The sequence below is a fragment of the Agrobacterium fabrum str. C58 genome, assembly GCF_000092025.1.
Lineage (GTDB): Bacteria > Pseudomonadota > Alphaproteobacteria > Rhizobiales > Rhizobiaceae > Agrobacterium > Agrobacterium fabrum.
In genome coordinates, this window is the sequence record NC_003063.2 from 981847 (window position 1) to 999089 (window position 17243).

Sequence of the window (17243 nt, forward strand, 5' to 3'; positions counted from 1 at the left end):
CCCCTTGACGCCGCGCATGACCATTCCCATTTTCTTCATGCGGTCGCCAGAGCGGGACCGCGCCATATGTCCTGCCATCGCCAGAATGGGATGCCGGACTTAACCGCAAACAGTCGCTTCTCAAGGAGGACACCATGCGTCACGTTGATTTTTCCCCCCTCTATCGTTCCACCGTCGGCTTCGACCGTCTTTTCTCGATGCTCGACGGCCTCGGCCAGCCTGAACAGGCCCAGTCCTATCCGCCCTATAATATCGAACGAACAGGTGAAAACGCCTATCGGATCACCATGGCGGTTGCCGGTTTCGATGAAACCGAACTCAGCATCGAATCCCGCGCCAACGCACTGACGGTGAAGGCCGAGAAGGCCACGGACGAAAAAACGACCGAAGGCGAATTCCTGTATCGCGGCATCGCGACGCGCGCTTTCGAGCGCCGCTTCCAGCTTGCCGATCACGTCGAAGTCCAGACCGCTTCCTTGAAGAACGGCCTGCTTCACATCGACCTCGTCCGCAATATTCCGGAAGCCATGAAACCGCGCCGCATCGCGATCTCGTCCGACAGCGCCGAGGCGCCGAAGACGATCGAAGCCCAGATTACCCCGGCTCAGGTCAACTAAGCTTTCTGACATGTAAAACGAACGGCCCCTTTACGGGGCCGTTTTTGTTTGCGGAGATCATATCAGCGAGCAGATGCCGCCGCACCTTCCGCAGCCGCCGTTTCCGCGATCGCCGCCTTTTCATGCGCCTTGCGGGCATAACGCTGGGCCAGCACCGCGCAGACCATCAGCTGGATCTGGTGGAAGAGCATGATCGGTAGCACGATCGCGCCAATGCTCTGGCCGGCGAAAATGGCACCCGCCATGGGCACACCGCTGGCAAGGCTCTTCTTCGAGCCGCAGAACGTGATGGTGATTTCATCCGCCTTGTCGAAACCGAGTATACGGCTGCCGAACATCGTCACGCAGAGAACAATCGCCAGCAGCACGATGTTGATGAGGATGACCACGCCGATATCCCGGAGAGAAAACGTGTGCCAGATACCCTCGATGACGGCATCGGAAAACGCCAGGTAGACAACCATCAGGATCGAACCGCGATCGACGGGCGACAAAAGCTTCTTGCGCGCCCGGATCCACTCGCCGATCCACGGCTGCAGCGCCTGGCCAATAATGAAGGGCAAAAGCAGCTGCAGGAAGATTTGCAGGAATGCATCCAGCGAAAATCCGCCGCCATGGCCGCCGACCGTAAACAGCAGGCCGACCAGCAATGGTGTCAGGAACATGCCGAAAATATTCGAAGCCGAGGCCGAACAGATCGCCGCCGGAACATTCCCACCCGCCATGGAGGTGAAGGCGATGGAGGACTGCACTGTTGACGGCAGCACACAGAGAAACAGCACACCCATATAAAGCGGGGCCGGCAGGATGCTTTCGGGAATAAAGCCGATCGCCACGCCGAGAAGCGGGAAAAGGCCAAAGGTGACGAGAAGGATCACCAGATGCAGCCGCCAGTGCAGGATGCCCGCAATCACCACATCCCGCGAAAGCCGCGCGCCGTGCAGGAAAAACAGCAAAGCGATCGCGAGTTTTGTCGCAAGTCCGAAATACACCGCCGGCTCACCACTGATCGGCAGGATGGAAGCCAAAATCACGGTGGCCACCAGCATCATGGTAAAACGGTCGGGCAAAAAGCGGGTCATAAGAGGTCTTTCCGGCATCGGTTTTGCTTGAAACGCGCGTTACTATCGCTCATCATGATTTCCGATGCAAAGATTAACAGTTATCATGATTTGAGATAATGCTGAACCTTCAACATCTTGCCAGCTTCGTCATGCTTCAGCAAACCGGCAGTTTCACGCTTGCTGCCGAGCGGCTCGGCATTGGCCAATCCACCGTCAGCCAGCATATCCAAAGGCTTGAGGCCGCGCTTGGCCGCCGGCTGATCGCACGCAGCACCCATCAGGTGAAACTGACCGGCGAGGGTGAGGCCCTTTTGGGTTACGCCCGCAACATGCTTGATATCGACAGCAAGGTTTCATCGCTGTTCAGCGAAAACCGCCTGCGCGGACAGCTGAGGCTTGGTGTGTCTGAAGATTTCGTCGCCAGCAGGCTGACAGCCATTCTGGAGGAATTCATCCGGCTTTATCCGCTGGTGGATCTTGAACTGACGGTTTCGCTGAGCGGCGTACTCTACCAGATGCAGGACAATGGCGAGCTGGATGTGGTGCTGGCCAAACGCCGTCTCGGCGATAAGCTCGGCCATTTTCTCTACCGCGAACCGCTCGTGTGGCTGGCGCGCGACCCGGAACGCATGCTGAACCAGCCGGATGCCCTGCCGCTCATCGCCTTTCCACCGCCGAGCATTACCAGAAAGGCGGCGCAGGAAGCGCTCGACCGGGCCGGTCTCGCCTGGCGGATCGTCTGCACCTGCGGCAGTCTGAGTGGACTGACCGCAGCGGCAAGAGCGGGCATGGGCATTCTGGTGCAGCCCCGCAGCATGGCGCCGGCCGGCCTCAAGGAAATTGCCGCCGGCGTGCTGCCGGCGCTTGAGGATGTGGAATTCGTGCTTCAGCCGAGCAAGGGTACGGATACGAAGCTGGTGCGCGCCCTTTCCGATCTCGTGTCCAGCAAGAGCATCGCACCCGGCAGCTTCGTGTAACGCGCCTCAATTGTCCCGTTTCGAGAGGCAACGGCCAACGCTGTCACGCCAGCCCGCGATCGCGTTCTTCCGCTCGCTTTCTTCCATGTCGGGGCTGAAGCGGCGGTCACGGCGCCAATGGTCGGCAAAGGCCTTGCGGTCCGGCCAGATGCCGGCGCGGGAGGCCGCAAGCCAGGCTGCGCCCAGAATGGTCGTTTCCAGAAAGACCGGACGATCGACCGGGGCGGCAAGAATATCCGCCAGCCGCTGCATGGTCCAATCGGAAGCGACCATGCCGCCATCCACCCTCAGCACCGTCTTGCCATTGTCACCCGCCCAGTCCTTGCGCATGGCGTCCAGGAGATCGAACGTCTGGTAGGCAACGCTTTCGAGCGCCGCGCGGGCAAATTCCGCAGGTCCCGTACCGCGCGTCAGGCCGAAAATCGCTCCGCGGGCCTCGGCATCCCAATAAGGCGCGCCAAGGCCGGTAAAGGCCGGCACGAGATAAACCCGCTGCTTGGGATCGGCCTTTTCGGCGAGCGCGCTGACTTCAGACGCAACCGAGATGAAACCAAGTTCGTCACGCAGCCATTGCACGGCGGCGCCGGCAATGAAGATCGAACCTTCAAGCGCATAGGTCGTCACGCCATCGAGGCGGTAAGCAATCGTCGTTAGCAACCGGTTGGTGGATGCCACCCGGTCTGTGCCGGTATTGAGAAGGGCAAAGCAGCCCGTGCCATAGGTAGATTTCATCATGCCCGGCTCGAAGCAGGCATTGCCGATAACGGCGGCCTGCTGATCGCCGGCCACACCGAGGATTGGAATTTCCGCACCGAGAAGCGCCTTATCCGTCACGCCGAAATCGGCAGCGCAGTCCAGCACCTCCGGCAGCATGGCGCGGGGAATGTTAAGGATAGACAGCAATTCGTCATCCCAGGCGTTGTCTTCGATGTTGTAGATCAAGGTACGGGAGGCATTAGTGGCGTCAGTCACATGACGCCGGCCGCCAGTCAGGCGATAGATCAGGAAACTGTCGACGGTGCCGAAGCAGATTTCTCCCTTCACGGCTTTTTCGCGAAGGCCGCTGACGCTATCGAGAAGCCATTTCAGCTTGGTGCCGGAAAAATAGGGATCGAGCAGCAGTCCGGTCTTTTTCGAAAACAGCGGCTCCAGCCCTCGGCGCTTCAGGTCCTCGCAGACCGGCGCGGCGCGACGATCCTGCCAGACCACGGCGCGATGCACGGCCTCGCCGGTGTTGCGGTCCCACAGCACGGTTGTTTCACGCTGGTTTGTGATGCCGATTGCTGCAATATCGGATGCGGCGATGCCGGCATCGGCAAGCGCCAGCCGGATGGTTTCGAGCACGCTTTTCCAGATATCTTCGGCATCGTGCTCGACCCAGCCGGAGGCCGGGAAATGCTGCGGAAATTCTCGCTGGCCGACACCGATCACCCGCATGTCGCGATCAAAGACCATCGACCTCGTCGATGTCGTCCCCTGATCGATCGCCAGAATATAACCGCCCATTATGTCACTCCCTTTCAGACGCAATGACGGGGCGGCAAAGCCGCCCCGGTTTGTTCAGATTTGATGCAGAAATTACTTCTGCCAGCTTTTGACCAGTTCGTCGTAATTGACGGTGACCGGCTTTTCCTTTTCGTTGGCGATCTTCAGCTGGGGTGCCAGATTGCCCTTCGAAACGGCGTCCTTGTTCCAGTAGTCGATATCATGTTCTTCCGCCAGTTTCGGGCCGATATCGCCCTGCACACCGGCGCGCTCGATACGGGCCATGACCTTTTCCTGCTCGGCGCAGAGTGAGTCCATTGCAGCCTGAGCGGTTTTGGCACCCGACGACGCATCGCCGATTGCCTGCCACCATAGCTGTGCCAGCTTCGGATAATCAGGAACGTTGGTGCCGGTCGGTGACCACTGTACGCGAGCCGGCGAACGGTAGAACTCGATCAAACCACCGAGCTTGGAAGCCCGGTCCGTGAAGCTCTTGTGATGGATGGTGGTGTCACGAATGAAGGTGAGACCGACGTGGCTCTTCTTCACATCCACTGTCTTGGAAGTCACGAACTGCGCATAAAGCCATGCGGCCTTGGCGCGGTCGTCGGGGGTGGATTTCATCAGTGTCCACGAACCCACATCCTGATAACCGAGCTTCATGCCGTCCTTCCAGTAGACGCCATGCGGGGAAGGTGCGACGCGCCATTTCGGCGAACCGTCCTCGTTCACGACAGGCAAGCCCGGCTTGGCCATATCGGCAGTGAAGGCCGTGTACCAGAATATCTGCTGGGCGACGTTGCCCTGCGCCGGCACCGGACCTGACTCGGAGAAGGTCATGCCCTGTGCTTCCGGCGGCGCGTATTTCTTCAGCCACTCGAGATATTTCTCGATGGAATAGACCGAAGCGGGACCGTTGGTATCGCCGCCGCGTGCGACGCACGAGCCGACCGGCTGCGATTTGTCATTGACCTTGATGCCCCATTCGTCGACAGGCAGGCCGTTTGGCAGACCCTTGTCGCCGTTGCCGGCCATGGAAAGCCAGGCATCGGTGAAGCGCCAGCCGAGCGACGGGTCCTTCTTGCCGTAGTCCATATGGCCGAAGACCTTCTTGCCGCCGACATCGCGGCCGGTGAAGAATTCCGCGATATCCTCATAGGCAGACCAGTTGACGGGCACACCGAGGTCGTAGCCGTATTTGGCCTTGAAATCGGCTTTGTTCTTGTCGTCGTTGAACCAGTCATAACGGAACCAGTAGAGGTTCGCGAATTGCTGGTCGGGAAGCTGGTAGAGCTTCTTGTCCGGTGCCGTCGTAAAGGCGCTGCCGATGAAGTCCTTGAGGTCGAGACCGGGATTGGTGACGTCCTTGCCCTCATTGGCCATGAAGTCCGTCAGGTTGCGCACCTGCTGGTAACGCCAATGCGTGCCGATGAGATCGCTATCGTTGACCCAGCCGTCATAAAGGTTCTGGCCGGTCTGCATCTGGGTCTGGATTTTTTCGACGACGTCACCTTCCTGGATGATGTCATGCGTGACCTTGATGCCGGTAATGGCGGTAAAGGCCGGAGCCAGAACCTTGGATTCATATTCATGCGTTGTCAGGGATTCGGAAACCACCTTGATTTCCATGCCCGAAAAGGGTTTCGCCGCATCGACAAACCATTGCAGTTCCTTTTCCTGCTCCGCACGGGAAAGCGACGACATGTCGCCGATTTCCTTGTCCAGAAACTGCTTTGCCTCCTCCATTCCGGCGAAAGCGGAACCCGTCATTGCCAGCAGCATGGCTGCCGTCGTCGTCATCAGATGCCGTCGCATATCAGTCCTCCCAAGGGTTGCGATTGCATGAAGTCTGCGGGTGCGGTTTTCCTCCGCCGCACCTTTTTTCTGCTCTAGATCAGGATGATTTTAGGTCAGATCGACCTAAAATCTGAATCCTGATCTACATCATAAAGTTAGAGCGGGATTTCAGGCGAAAACCGCTCACACTTTTCGCCATCCCGCTCTAGACAAAACGGAAAACGCCGATGGCGTAGACCAAGGATAGAGCGAGAGCCCACCACAGGTTCGGGCCGACCAGCCCGAGCCATGCGAGATGAATGAAGGCGCTGCCGAGCAGCGAAATGAACAGCCTGTCGCCGCGCGTCGTTTCGAACCGCAACAGGCCGAAGCGGGGATTGCCGCCGGGCGAGAGACGTTCCCAGACCCACATGCCAACCAGCAGCACAGCGATGGCAGCGAAAAAAGCCGCCGTCTGCCAGGTCCACGCCATCCAGGTAAAATCGGGCATCTTCATCATGGTCAAACCCTCCCCAGCGCAAAGCCCTTGGCGATGTAATTGCGCACGAACCAGATCACCAGCGCACCCGGTATCAGCGTCAGCACACCGGCAGCGGCAAGCAGGCCCCAGTCCATGCCGGCGGCGGAGACGGTGCGTGTCATCGTCGCAGCAATCGGCTTGGCGTCCGTCGTCGTCAGCGTGCGGGCGATCAGAAGTTCGACCCATGAGAACATGAAGCTGAAGAAACAGGCGACCCCGATGCCGGAGGCGATGAGCGGCATGAAGATCTTCACGAAAAATTTCGGGAAGGAATAGCCGTCAATATAGGCGGTTTCGTCGATTTCCTTCGGCACGCCGGACATGAAACCTTCAAGAATCCACACCGCCAGCGGCACGTTGAACAGGCAATGCGCCAGCGCCACGGCGATATGCGTGTCGATCAGCCCGAACGCCGAATAGAGCTGGAAGAACGGCAGCGCAAATACGGCGGGCGGCGCCATGCGGTTGGTCAAAAGCCAGAAGAACAGGTGTTTGTCGCCCAGGAAACGGTAACGCGAGAAGGCATAGGCTGCCGGAAGCGCCGCTGCGACGGAAATCACCATGTTCATGACGACGTAGATGATCGAGTTGATGTAACCCGAATACCAGGATGAATCGGTGAAGATCGTGCGATAGTTCTGGAGCGTCGGCTGGTGCGGATAAAGCGTCATCGACGAGACGATTTCCGCGTTCGTCTTGAAGCTCATATTGATAAGCCAGTAGATCGGAACCAGCAGAAGGATGATGTAGATCGTCGGCACCAGCCAGGAAAACCTGGACGGCCCATGGTGGCGGCGTGATCGTGCTGTTCCGGCAAAGCTAGGCCTTACCGACACCGCTGAGCCAGTGCCGAAGCCATTTCGCTCCACGCCGGTGGTGACATTGGAGGCGCTCATGTCTCAAGTCTCCGCGTCGTGGCTGGTCATCACGGTGTAGAACACCCAGGACAACAGCAGGATGATGAGGAAGTAGATCAGCGACATGGCCGCCGCCGGGCCGAGGTCGAACTGGCCGAGCGCCATCTTCACGAGATCGATGGACAGGAAGGTGGTGGAGTTACCCGGGCCGCCGCCGGTGACGACGAAGGGCTCGGTATAGATCATGAAACTGTCCATGAAGCGCAGCAGGAAGGCGATCAGCAGCACCCGCTTCATCTTCGGCAACTGAATGAACCGGAACACCGCGAAACGTGATGCGCCGTCGATCCGTGCCGCCTGATAATAGGCATCCGGAATGGAAACGAGGCTGGCGTAGCACAGGAGCACGACAAGGCTCGTCCAGTGCCAGACATCCATAATGACGACCGTAATCCAGGCATCGACGGGATCGTTGACATAGTTATAGTCAAGCCCGAGCTGATTGGCATAATAACCGAGCAGCCCGATATCGCTGCGGCCAAAGACCTGCCAGATCGTGCCCACCACATTCCACGGTACCAGCAGCGGCAACGCCATGGTAACGAGGCAGATCGGCACGCCGATGCCGGATTTCGGCATTTTGAGTGCGATGAAGATGCCGAGCGGAATTTCGATTGCCAGGATGATGCCGGAAAAGACCAGATTGCGTCCGAGCGCGTTCCAGAAGCGGTCGGAGCTCAGGATTTCCTGAAACCATTGCGTTCCCGCCCAAAAGAACTGGTTGTTGCCGAAGGTATCCTGCACCGAATAATTCACGACGGTCATCAGCGGAATGACGGCGGAAAAGGCGACCAGCACCAGCACCGGCAGCACCATGAACCACGCCTTGTTGTTCCAGCTTTTCTCCATGGTCAGGCTCCCATCTTCACGCGCCAGGAATCAGCAAAAACGCCGACCGCAGCCGGGTCGAAACGGACACCCGCTTCCGCCGGAATTTCCTCGTCTTCGGCGACAACGATTGCCAGCTTCTGGCCGGCAAACCGGGCGCGGACGATCTTCTGCCGGCCGATATCCTCAACCTTGTCGATAGTGATCGGCATGCCGCCGCGCTCCAGCCGGATGAATTCCGGGCGGATACCGATCTCGATGCGTTGCGCTCCATCGACCTTCGGCGCACCTGCCAGCGGCACACCAAGACCGCCGACCACAGCTGTCGTCCCCTCGATGTTGGCGGGCAACACATTCATGCCCGGCGAGCCGATGAAATAACCGACGAATGTATGTCCCGGCCGCTCGAAGAGCTCCGCGGGCGTGCCGATCTGAACGATCTGCCCGTCATACATGACAACGACCTTGTCGGCGAAGGTCAGCGCCTCGGTCTGGTCATGGGTGACATAGACCATGGTGAAACCGGACTGGCGGTGCAGGCGCTTCAACTGCGAGCGCAGCACCCATTTCATATGCGGATCGATGACCGTTAGCGGCTCGTCGAAGAGAATGGCGTTGACGTCGGAGCGCACGAGACCGCGCGCCAGCGAAATCTTCTGCTTCTGGTCTGCCGTCAATCCGCGCGCATGGCGTTTGGCCATGCCGGAGAGGTCGGTCATTTCGAGAATTTCTCGCACCCGACGATCCACTTCGGCTTCCGGCACCTGCCGGTTACGCAGCGGAAAGGCGAGATTGTCGTAGACCGTCATCGTGTCGTAAACGACTGGGAACTGGAAGACCTGAGCGATGTTGCGATCTTCAGTCGCAAAATCGGTCACGTCGGTTCCATCAAAGGCGATGCGGCCTTCGGAGGGGCGCAGCAGGCCGGAAATGATGTTGAGCAGCGTGGTCTTGCCGCAACCGGAAGGTCCGAGCAGCGCATAGGCGCCGCCATCCTCCCATTCGTGATGCACTTCTTTCAGCGCATAATCGCCGGCAGCCTGCGCCTTGGCGTTATAGGCGTGGCGGATGTGATCGAGCGTGATGCGTGCCATGACCGATCTCCCCCTCAGGCCGCTTTGCCGATGGCGCGACCATTCGCGTCAAAGGCCATCAGGTGTTTTGTATCAAGAAACAGCTCGATATCCCTGTCGGGTTCGATGTCGTGAATACCGTGCGCCAGCATGACCCAGCGCCGGCCGGAAAATTCCACATGCACGAAACTCTCCGAGCCCGCGATTTCGGAAATCAGCGTCCGCGCCCGGATGGATTGCCGCGCCTCACCCTTCGCATACGGGAAAAGATGATGCGGCTGGAAGGCAATGGTCAAAGGTCCATCCGGCACGGCGGCAAGATGCGCCGGCACCGCAACCACCGCTTTGTCAGCGCGCGTGAAAGCGTTACCCGACTTGATGACCTCGATGGTGTTGAGCGGCGGATCGGCAAAAATTTCCGCGGTCACGATATCCACTGGCTGCCGGTAAACCTCGATCGTGCGGTTGAACTGCGTCACCCTTCCTTCGTTGAGCGTCGCCGTATTGCCACCCAGAAGCAGCGCCTCCGAAGGTTCGGTCGTGGCATAAACAAAGATCGCACCGGACTCGGCGAAGATGCGTGGCAGCTCCTCGCGCAGTTCCTCACGCAGCTTGTAGTCGAGATTGGCCAGCGGCTCATCGAGCAGCACCAGATTGGCGTTCTTGACGATGGCGCGTGCAAGTGCCGTGCGCTGCTGCTGGCCGCCGGAAAGATTGAGCGGCGTCCGGTCGAGATAGGGCGTCAGCCTCAGAAGCTCGGCGGCCTTTCTCACCTCCCGGTCGATGGTCGACTGGTCCTTGCCGGCAACCCGCATCGGCGAAGCGATGTTTTCATAAACGGAGAGCGCCGGATAATTGATGAACTGCTGGTAGACCATGGCGACGTTGCGCTTCTGTACCGGCCAGCCGGTCACATCCTCGCCATTAAAGAGGATCGAGCCGCCGCTCGGCTTGTCCAGCCCGGCCATCAGCCGCATCAGCGTCGTCTTGCCCGAAAGCGTCGGTCCAAGCAGGACGTTCAGGCTTCCGCGCTGCAACGTCAGATCGGTCGGGTGAATATGATAGTCACCACCCACCATCTTCGAGACGTTTCGCAATTCAAGCATGGTGATCCAAAGCCTCCTCCGCTTTTCGATCGGATCGTCAGATTGCCTTCAAGCGTCCACCTGCAATGTCATCGATATAATCCGTCAGCCCAAGCACCTCTTCAGGCGTCAGGAAAAGCCCCTGCTTGGTGCGGCGCCAGAGAATATCTTCCGCCGTCAGCGCCCACTCCCGCGCCATCAGCCAGCGAACCTCGGCCTCGTAAAGCGTGCCACCGAAATGCCGACCCAACGCCGTCGTATCCGCAGCTGCGCCAATTATGGCCACCGCATCCGTTCCATAACAACGAACCAGCCGCTCGGCATGACGCCTATCGAGGAAGGGATAGCGCGACCGTAAGGCCTTGACCTCTTCCGCATAGGCCTCGGCACCGAAATTTCCGCCCGGCAAATGCGAACCCGCTGTCCAGGGCGTGCCCTTTTCACCCAGCGCATCGCCGATTTTTTCAAGAGCATGTTCGGCAAGCCGCCGATAGGTGGTGAGCTTGCCGCCGAAGATATTGAGGAGCGGCGCTTCACCTTCCGCCCCTTCGGTTTTCAGCACATAGTCGCGGGTCGCTTCCTGTGCTTTCGATGCGCCGTCATCAAAAAGCGGCCGCACACCAGAATAGGTCCAGACGATATCGGCGGGCTTTACCGGTTCAGCGAAATATTCACTCGCGGCATTGCAGAGATAGCTGATTTCCTCATCGCTGATCTTAACAGCCCGGGGATCGGCGGTATAGTCGCGATCCGTCGTGCCGATCAGGGTAAAATCCTGCTCATAGGGGATAGCGAAGATGATGCGGCCGTCCGGATTCTGGAAAAAATAGGCGCGCGGATCGGCAAACTTCTTGCGCACGATGATGTGGCTGCCCTGCACGAGGCGGACATTGTGAACATTGTTCTTGCCAAATGTCGCAGCCAGAACCTTGTCTACCCAGGGGCCTGCGGCATTTACCAGCATGCGCGCCCGGTAGGTCTTGCTTTCGCCGGCGGCATTTTTCGTTTCAACCCGCCAGAAGGCACCCTCGCGCCGCGCGGAAACCACCTGCGTGCGGTTAAGGATCACGGCGCCACGATCGGCCGCATCGCGGGCGTTCAACACCACCAGACGGGCATCATCCACCCAGCCATCGGAATATTCGAAGGCGCGGGCAAAAATCGGCTTTAGCGGTTTTCCGGCGGGATCGCGGCGCAGGTCGAGCGAACGGGTGGCCGGCAAAAGCTTGCGGCCGCCGAGATGATCGTAAAGGAAAAGCCCGAGACGCACGAGCCAGGCCGGGCGCACCCCGCCCTTCTGGAACGGCAGCACGAAACGCATGGGCCAGATGATATGCGGCGCCATGGCCCACAGCACCTCGCGTTCCATCAAGGCCTCTCGCACGAGGCGGAATTCATAATGTTCGAGATACCGCAAACCGCCGTGGATGAGCTTCGTGGCAGCCGATGACGTGCCGGAGGCGAAATCGTTCATTTCCGCAAGTGCGACGGAATAGCCTCTGCCGACGGCGTCGCGCGCAATGCCGCAGCCATTGATACCGCCGCCGATCACGAAAATATCGTGAATTGCCTCGTCAGACATGCACCCTCCCGCGCTTTCATCGACGCTCTCCCCATCGATATATTGAAAGCACAGCTATCTAATTCGAAGACAAAACGAATGTCAAACGAAATTCCGGCGCCGCTCAATCAGGCGTCACGGGCCTCGGTTTCGATCAGCCGAACATCATGATCAGCACAGATGCTGCGGATGGAATCAACCGGACAATGATCGGTGATGAAGGTGTGAACCTGCGAAAGATGGCCGATACGCACCGGGGCGGTGCGTTCGAATTTCAGTGAATCCGAAACCAGAATGACATGGCGGGCATTGGAGATGATCGCCTGCGCCACCTTGACCTCACGGAAGTCGAAGTCCAGCAGAGCCCCGTCCTCATCGATGGCCGAAACACCGATTACGGCGAAATCGACCTTGAACTGACGGATGAAATCCACTGCCGCCTCACCGACGATACCGCCATCGGAGCCACGCACCACGCCGCCGGCAATCACCACCTCAATGCCCGGGAACACCCTTAACCTGTTGGCAACGTTTATATTATTGGTGATCACCATCAATTCGTGATGATCCGCCAGGGCTTCGCCAACCGCTTCGGTGGTCGTGCCGATATTGATGAAAAGCGACGAATTATTGGGGATGAGGGCAGCGGCAGCGGCCCCGATCGCCTGTTTTTCGACAGAAGCAATCGCCCGCCGCGCCTCGTATTTGACGTTTTCATTGCCGCTGGGGAAAAGCGCGCCGCCATGAATGCGGGTCAGCACCCGTGTATCGCAGAGATCGTTGAGGTCTTTGCGGATCGTCTGGGGGGTCACCGAAAACCGCGCCGCCAGTTCGTCGACCAGCACCCGGCCGTTCGCTTTCGCCAGCGCAACGATTTCATCCTGACGCGGTGTGAGCAGCATTTCAGCCTCCCTCCTCTTCCAATTTTTTCGTTTTATTGAAGAGCGAACGAAAAACCAATGTCAAGGGAGGGTTTTATAGCGGCGTTAGCTACCACTTTGCGGATTTTCCTGAAGAATGCAGGGGCCTGATCAAAAAGTTTATTAGCCGGCTTTTTGAAAAGGCGCAGCAGCGGTCTGTTCTCCGCCGTTGACAGAAGCGGAACGGAACGCATCCCCGACACCGATCAGCACGGGTTCGTTCACGCCCAGCCTCTCGACTGCAGCAACCAGTTGCGCGAGCGAACCGCACCAGCGTTGTTCATTCACCCGGCTGACGGAAATCATCACAACCACGGGGGTCGAGGCGGGCATGCCGTGGGCGAGCAGGCAAGACTGGATGTCCGCGGCGGTTCGCCCGCCCATGTAAAACACCGTGGTCACCGAAGGGTTCGACAGGGACTGCCAGTCGATATTTTCCGGCAGCTTTCCCTGCCGCGAATGTCCGGTGACGAACCGAACGGATTGGGCATGGTCGCGATGGGTCAGGGAAACGCCGAGACGTGAGGCCATGGCGCTTGCGGCGGTGATGCCGGGCACAACCTCGACCGGGATATTTTCGGCTTCCAGCGCCGCGATCTCCTCGCCGGCGCGCCCGAAAATCATCGGATCGCCGGATTTCAGCCGCACCACCCGTCTACCGGCCTTGGCGAAGCGGATCATCATGTCGTTGATGTCTTCCTGTTTGCAGCTTTCGCGGCCGCCGCGCTTGCCGACCAGCATGCGCTTGGCCTCCCGCCGCGCCAGTTCCAGCACCTCCGCTGAGACGAGATCGTCGAACAGGATGACATCGGCCGCCTGCAGGGCACGCACCGCTTTCAGGGTTAAAAGCTCGGCATCACCTGGCCCTGCGCCCACCAGCGTCACAAAACCACGTCCCGATTCTGCCAGCCCCGTCCGCGTCGCTACATCTTTCAGCAGCCGTTCTTCGCTACCCTCGTCCAGTCTTTCGGTAAAAGCCCGGTCGACAAACTTTTCCCAGAAAGAGCGCCGTGCCGCGCCAGGCGCAAGCCGCAGATTAACGCGCTCTCGAATTGTCTGGGCAAGAGCGCCCCAGTCCTTGAGCGAAAGCGGCAGCAATGTCTCGATGCGCCGGCGGATGGCCTGCGCCAGAATGGGCGCGGCACCATCGGTGGAGATCGACACCACCACCGGTGAGCGATTGACGATCGAACCAAACTGGAACTGGCAGAATTCCGGCTTGTCGATGACATTGACCGGCACGCCTGCTGCCCGCGCGGCATGATAAAATCTTCCGGCTTCCTCTTCAGCTTCGCAATCTGCCAGCGCCAGTTCCGCCCCTTTGAAAATATCTGCATCCCAGCAACGGTCATGCCATGTCAGCATCGGGCTTTTTGCGACGAGCGTCGCGAGGCTTTCCGAAAGCCCGCTTTCCTCGCAATAAAGATCAAGCTGCGCCCCGCAGGCCAACAACAGTTCCGCCTTCCAGGCTGCTCCGTCCGATCCGCCTGTCAGAACGACGCGCTTACCCTCGAGCCCCCAGAAGACCGGCAATTTGGCGAGCCTCTCCATACGGGCCGGTTCATTCCGCTGCGGTTTTAAGGCATCCATCGATGATCCCCCTGATTTCGGCGCGGCAGGAGCCGCAATTGGTTCCGGCGTTCAACGCATTGCCGATGGCTTCGACACTGTGGCAGCCCTCACGAATGGCGGCGGTGATCTGGTTCACCCCGACATTAAAGCAGGAGCAGACCGTTGCGCCCGGATCGGCCCGCCCGGCCCCCGGACGACCGGCGACCAGCGCAAACCGCATGCGCAAATCCTCATGGCGCTCGGAAAGCTGCGATATCGCCCAGTTGCGAGCGACCGCCACCGGCTCCCGCGCGATGAACAGCGCTGCAAGCAGCGTATCGCCGTCGAAAAAGGCAAGGCGCAGATCGCCCGTCTGCCGGTCGCTATAGCCCAGCGGCTCGATCCGGACATCGATGCCGAAGACCCGCCGCGCCCAGAGCGTCCAGTCTTCAGGCGCTTCCGCGAAGGCAAGCTCCATCCGATAGCCGCCCTCGGCCTTGGCGACGGCCCAATAAGCGCAATCCGGCGCATCCGGCCGGCTGCGGCAGATGGCGAAACCATAGGCGCTCGCCTCGAAGCGCGTTACCCTCACGCCCACGTTTTTCGAAGCGGGCTGGCCGGAATGCGGGTCCGTGACCGGCGCGACAACGACATCGATCCGCGCCCGCGACGCGAACTGGTCGTTCCAGTGCATCGGCGCAAAGACCGATCCCCGCGCCTGCCTTTCACTGACCAGCGCCCGCAGCAGGACCTTGCCGTGCGGGCTTTCCAGCTCCACCAGATCGGCGCTTTTTATGCCGAGCGCCTGCGCATCGCGCGGGTGAATTTCTGCAAAAGGTTCGGCAATATGGGCGGTGAGACGCGCGCTTTTGCCGGTGCGCGTCATCGTGTGCCATTGATCGCGAATGCGGCCGGTATTTAGCGTCAGCGGATAGTCCGCCGATGTTCTGTCCGTCTCCGGCAGGGCGGTGGCGATGAAGCGTGCCTTGCCATCGGCATGATAAAACCGGCCATTTGCAAAAAAGCGCGTCACCTCGGCCTCGCCGGCCCCGGCTTTCGGCCACTGGACGGGTGCCATCGTCTCGTAGGAATCGCGTTCGATTCCGCCGATATCAAAATCCCGACGCCCCGCATTCTCGAAACCCGAAAGGGCTGCATGTTCTGCAAAAATCTCCGAGGGCTGCTGGTAAGCAAAAGCAGCGTCGAAGCCCATGCGTCGGGCCACTTCCGCCATCTGCCACCAGTCGGCTTTCGCTTCGCCGGGTGCATCGAGAAAGCTGCGCTGACGGGAAATGCGTCGTTCGGAATTGGTAACCGTACCGTCCTTTTCGCCCCAACCGAGCGAGGGCAGAAGAACATGAGCATGGCGGGCCGTGTCTGTATTGGCCATGACATCGGAGACGACGACGAAAGGACAGGCCTTGATCGTCACCTCGACGGCACCGGCATCCGGCATGGAGACGACCGGGTTTGTGGCCATGATCCACAGCGCCTTGATGCGGCCATCAGCCACCGCCCGGAACATATCCACCGCCTTGAGACCGGGTTTCTGCGCGATGGCGGGCGAGGCCCAGAAGCGCTGCACGCGGTCGCGGTCGTCAGCATTTTCGATGGACATATGGGCAGCCAGCATGTTTGCCAGCCCGCCAACCTCGCGCCCGCCCATGGCGTTCGGCTGACCAGTCAGCGAAAACGGCCCCATGCCCGGCCTGCCGATGCGGCCGGTGGCGAGGTGGCAATTGATGATGGCGTTGACCTTGTCGGTGCCGCTCTCCGACTGGTTGACGCCCTGGCTGTAACAGGTGACGGTTTTTTCCGTGCGCTCGAACAATTCATAAAAGGGAATCAGTTCGGCGATGGTCAGGCCGGTGGCCTCGGCAATTTCCGGCAGGCTATGCTCACTTGCGGCCTGCGTGGCGGCCTCGAAACCGGCCGTGTGGTTTTCAACGTAACCGCGGTCTATTGCGCTGCTGGCGAAAAGATGCGCCAGCAGGCCGGTAAACAGCGCCACATCGCCATCCGGGCGGATTGCAAGGTGCATATCGGCAATATCAGCGCTCATCGTCCGGCGCGGATCGATGACGACGACCTTCATCCCCGGCCGCGCCGCCTTCGCCGCCGCCAGCCTTTGATAAAGAACGGGATGGCACCAGGCGAGGTTGGAACCGGTGAGGATCACCAGATCGGCAAGCTCCATATCCTCGTAGGTTCCCGGCACCGTATCCGCGCCGAAGGCGCGGCGGTGGCCGGCGACGGAGGACGACATGCAGAGCCTTGAATTGGTGTCGATATTGGCCGAGCCGATGAAACCTTTCATCAGCTTGTTCGCCAGGTAATAATCTTCCGTCAGTAACTGGCCGGAAACGTAAAAGGCGACCGAATCCGGGCCGTGTTCGGCAATGGCGTCGGAAAAACGGGAAGCGACGAGATCGAGCGCCTCGTCCCATGCCGCCCGCCTGCCGGCGATTTCCGGGTGGAGGAGGCGGCCGTCGAGATCGATGGTTTCGGCGAGAGCCGAACCCTTGGAGCATAGCCGACCGAAATTGGCGGGGTGGTCCGGGTCGCCCTTGACGGAAACGACGCCGGAATCATTGACGGTGGCGATGACGCCGCAGCCGACGCCGCAATAGGGGCAGGTGGTTTTGGTTTCAGCGGGCATCGAGTTGCCCTCTCGGCGTATGACGCTTACCCCCCTCTGCCCTGCCGGGCATCTCCCCCACAAGGAGGGAGATCAATCGCGGCACAAACTTCCCTTCACAACTGGCGTCGTCGCCGGTGGACGGGAAACGAGGAGACTTCCGCTTGTCGATCTCCCCCCTTGTGGGGGAGATGTCCGGCAGGACAGAGG

General features: G+C 59.8%; 14 protein-coding genes. 2 read left to right on the top strand and 12 right to left on the bottom strand.

Annotation, left to right across the window (positions count from 1 at the left end; all coding sequences use genetic code 11):
- The first annotated feature begins 134 nt into the window (after window positions 1-134).
- Window positions 135-617, top strand: a complete 483-nt coding sequence (gene hspL / locus ATU_RS18105; protein ID WP_010973403.1) for a heat shock protein HspL — start codon at window positions 135-137, stop codon at window positions 615-617.
- A gap of 62 nt (window positions 618-679) precedes the next feature.
- On the opposite strand, the gene ATU_RS18110 is transcribed toward hspL, so the two are convergent.
- Window positions 680-1699, bottom strand: a complete 1020-nt coding sequence (locus ATU_RS18110; protein ID WP_010973404.1) for a bile acid:sodium symporter family protein — start codon at window positions 1697-1699, stop codon at window positions 680-682.
- 98 nt (window positions 1700-1797) lie between these two features.
- Here ATU_RS18110 and ATU_RS18115 point away from each other — a divergent pair, with 98 nt between their 5' ends.
- A complete protein-coding gene (locus tag ATU_RS18115; RefSeq protein WP_010973405.1) occupies window positions 1798-2658 on the top strand; it encodes a LysR family transcriptional regulator in 861 nt (286 codons plus the stop codon).
- Between the two features lie 6 nt (window positions 2659-2664).
- Here ATU_RS18115 and glpK read toward each other — a convergent pair whose 3' ends face one another.
- The 11 genes from glpK to ATU_RS18170 all read right to left on the bottom strand — a co-directional run bounded on the left by glpK (window position 2665) and on the right by ATU_RS18170 (window position 17054).
- On the bottom strand, window positions 2665-4164 hold the full coding sequence (glpK, locus tag ATU_RS18120) for a glycerol kinase GlpK (RefSeq protein WP_010973406.1): 1500 nt from the start codon (window positions 4162-4164) through the stop codon (window positions 2665-2667).
- Window positions 4165-4236: 72 nt separating this feature from the next.
- The gene (locus ATU_RS18125; protein WP_006312912.1) at window positions 4237-5958 is read right to left on the bottom strand and encodes an ABC transporter substrate-binding protein; all 1722 of its coding nucleotides are present in this window, start codon (window positions 5956-5958) and stop codon (window positions 4237-4239) included.
- A gap of 187 nt (window positions 5959-6145) precedes the next feature.
- Window positions 6146-6439, bottom strand: a complete 294-nt coding sequence (locus ATU_RS18130) for a DUF2160 domain-containing protein (RefSeq protein WP_006312913.1) — start codon at window positions 6437-6439, stop codon at window positions 6146-6148.
- A 2-nt stretch (window positions 6440-6441) separates the two neighbouring features.
- Window positions 6442-7356: a carbohydrate ABC transporter permease gene (locus ATU_RS18135; RefSeq protein ID WP_006312914.1), complete on the bottom strand. Its 915-nt coding sequence runs from the start codon at window positions 7354-7356 to the stop codon at window positions 6442-6444.
- A gap of 3 nt (window positions 7357-7359) precedes the next feature.
- The gene (locus ATU_RS18140; protein ID WP_010973407.1) at window positions 7360-8226 is read right to left on the bottom strand and encodes a carbohydrate ABC transporter permease; all 867 of its coding nucleotides are present in this window, start codon (window positions 8224-8226) and stop codon (window positions 7360-7362) included.
- Between the two features lie 2 nt (window positions 8227-8228).
- Window positions 8229-9299 carry an ABC transporter ATP-binding protein gene (locus ATU_RS18145; RefSeq protein WP_010973408.1) on the bottom strand — a complete coding sequence of 357 codons (1071 nt, stop codon included), beginning with the start codon at window positions 9297-9299 and terminating at the stop codon, window positions 8229-8231.
- Window positions 9300-9313: 14 nt separating this feature from the next.
- Window positions 9314-10384: an ABC transporter ATP-binding protein gene (locus ATU_RS18150; protein ID WP_010973409.1), complete on the bottom strand. Its 1071-nt coding sequence runs from the start codon at window positions 10382-10384 to the stop codon at window positions 9314-9316.
- 37 nt (window positions 10385-10421) lie between these two features.
- Window positions 10422-11945 (bottom strand): glycerol-3-phosphate dehydrogenase, encoded by a 1524-nt coding sequence (locus ATU_RS18155; RefSeq protein ID WP_010973410.1) that lies wholly within the window; start codon window positions 11943-11945, stop codon window positions 10422-10424.
- 107 nt (window positions 11946-12052) lie between these two features.
- A complete protein-coding gene (locus ATU_RS18160) occupies window positions 12053-12826 on the bottom strand; it encodes a DeoR/GlpR family DNA-binding transcription regulator (protein ID WP_010973411.1) in 774 nt (257 codons plus the stop codon).
- A 141-nt stretch (window positions 12827-12967) separates the two neighbouring features.
- On the bottom strand, window positions 12968-14434 hold the full coding sequence (gene cysG, locus ATU_RS18165) for a siroheme synthase CysG (RefSeq protein WP_035256894.1): 1467 nt from the start codon (window positions 14432-14434) through the stop codon (window positions 12968-12970).
- Window positions 14406-17054 (bottom strand): nitrate reductase, encoded by a 2649-nt coding sequence (locus ATU_RS18170; RefSeq protein WP_010973413.1) that lies wholly within the window; start codon window positions 17052-17054, stop codon window positions 14406-14408. The genes cysG and ATU_RS18170 overlap by 29 nt, the downstream gene beginning before the upstream one ends.
- Window positions 17055-17243 lie beyond the last annotated feature (189 nt).